Source organism: Streptosporangium sp. LJ11 (assembly GCF_051918945.1).
Lineage (GTDB): Bacteria > Actinomycetota > Actinomycetes > Streptosporangiales > Streptosporangiaceae > Streptosporangium.
The window spans coordinates 1-1,656 of the sequence record NZ_JBPXMB010000086.1; the positions used below are offsets into that span (position 1 = coordinate 1).

General features: G+C 70.7%; 1 protein-coding gene and 2 pseudogenes. 1 reads left to right on the plus strand and 2 read right to left on the minus strand.

Features of this window, described 5'->3' with window-relative positions; genetic code table 11:
• Positions 1–278: pseudogene (locus tag ACTOQ3_RS43465) on the minus strand (phospholipid carrier-dependent glycosyltransferase); the annotation flags it as partial.
• Between the two features lie 54 nt (positions 279–332).
• On the minus strand, positions 333–1,187 hold the full coding sequence (gene rsmI, locus ACTOQ3_RS43470) for a 16S rRNA (cytidine(1402)-2'-O)-methyltransferase (protein WP_440074317.1): 855 nt from the start codon (positions 1,185–1,187) through the stop codon (positions 333–335).
• A gap of 98 nt (positions 1,188–1,285) precedes the next feature.
• Between rsmI and ACTOQ3_RS43475 the strand changes: the two are divergent.
• Positions 1,286–1,656, plus strand: a pseudogene (locus ACTOQ3_RS43475) (phospholipid carrier-dependent glycosyltransferase); the annotation flags it as partial.

Sequence of the window (1,656 nt, forward strand, 5' to 3'; positions counted from 1 at the left end):
GCCACGTAGAGCGGGCAGGGGTCGGCCTCCGGCGGCGTGCACTTGACCAGGAAGTCGGTCTTCCCCGCGATGATCATCCGGTCGGCGACCGGGTCCTCCACGGTGCCGAGCGAGGCTCGCTCGACCCCGTAGTGGATCAGCGCCCAGGCGTCCTTGGCGTAGTACGTCTCGTCGAACACGACCGCGTGCGGCCGCCCGAGGTCGACGAACCGCAGGACCCCTCCGAACGCCGCGACCAGCAGCGGTCCCAGCCAGCCCCAGGCCACGCTTCCCTGCATGGGAGGCAAGAGGCGATCCCGTATTAATCCCATTCGGGCAATTATGGTGATAATTCAGCCGCGATGGACAGCATCATAAAGATCGCGTTTGGGGATTCCCGCCGCCTTCGCCACGTCCACGATCGCCTGTTTCCTCGGTATCCCCGTCTCCTCCCGGCGTGCCACCTCGTCGACCAGGTCCCCGATCACCGGCGGCAGGGCCTGCCCGGCGTACCCCGCGACGACGACCGTGATCTCCCCCTTGACGCCCCCGGCCGCCCACTCGGCCAGCTCCCCGAGGCCACCTCGCCGCACCTCCTCGTACGTCTTGGTGAGCTCCCGGCAGACCGCCGCCCGGCGGTCGGCGCCGAACGCCTCCGCCATCGCCGCCAGCGCGACCTGCAGCCGGTGCGGCGCCTCGAAGAAGACCATGGTGCGCTCCTCCTCCGCGAGGGCGGAGAGCCGGCGGGAGCGCTCACCGGACTTGCGCGGGGGGAAGCCCTCGAAGCAGAAGCGGTCGCTGGGCAGCCCCGAGACGGCCAGCGCCGTGGTGACCGCGGACGGTCCGGGCAGCGAGGTGACGGTGATCCCCGCCTCGACCGCCAGGTGGGTGAGGCGGTAGCCGGGGTCGGAGACGCCCGGCATGCCCGCGTCGGTGATGACCAGCACGGTCTTGCCGTCCTGGAGGGCCTGGAGGAGCTCGGCGGCCCGCCCGGCCTCGTTGGCGTCGTAGTAGGAGACGACCCGGCCGCCGATCTCCGCGCCCAGCTCCCCCGCCAGGCGGCGCAGCCTGCGGGTGTCCTCCGCCGCGACCACGTCGGCACTCTCCAGCGCCTGCCTCAGCCGGGGCGAGGCGTCGCCCACCTGCCCGATCGGAGCCCCTGCCAGCACAAGCCTGCCGTTGTCCGTCACCGTTCCATCCTCCCGCATTCCGGATGGGCGCCCAGCCTGGGAGGAAGTTCTCGAATTGGGCATCTAGGAATTTTTTTCCTGGGCTCAGGGGGGTGGGGGGACCGTACGATGTCCGGGTGGCCGTGACCGACTTCACCAACCAGGGACCGCAGCAGCCGGAGCCCCAGGAGCCCCAGACGCCCGGCGGGACGAAGGGCTCGGCGCGCGACCGACTGGTGCCGCCGATGCCCGGCGGCGCCCTGTGGGGCTGGCTGGGACCGTTGCTGGTCGCGCTGTTCGGGGGGGTCCTGCGGTTCGTCGACCTCGGCCATCCGCGCGCGATCATGTTCGACGAGACGTACTACGCCAAGGACGCCTGGGCGCTGATCAACTTCGGCGCCGAACACAACGTCGTCAAGGACGCCGACAAGATCCTGATAGGGGGCGGCACCGGCATCTGGCAGGAGTGCGCGCCCGCCGAGCTCGACAAGTGCGCCTCCTTCGTGGT

Bases quoted from the DNA above. Each gene is read 5' to 3' on its own strand.
- rsmI (WP_440074317.1), bottom strand. From the start codon at position 1,187: ATGCGGGAGGATGGAACGGTGACGGACAACGGCAGGCTTGTGCTGGCA.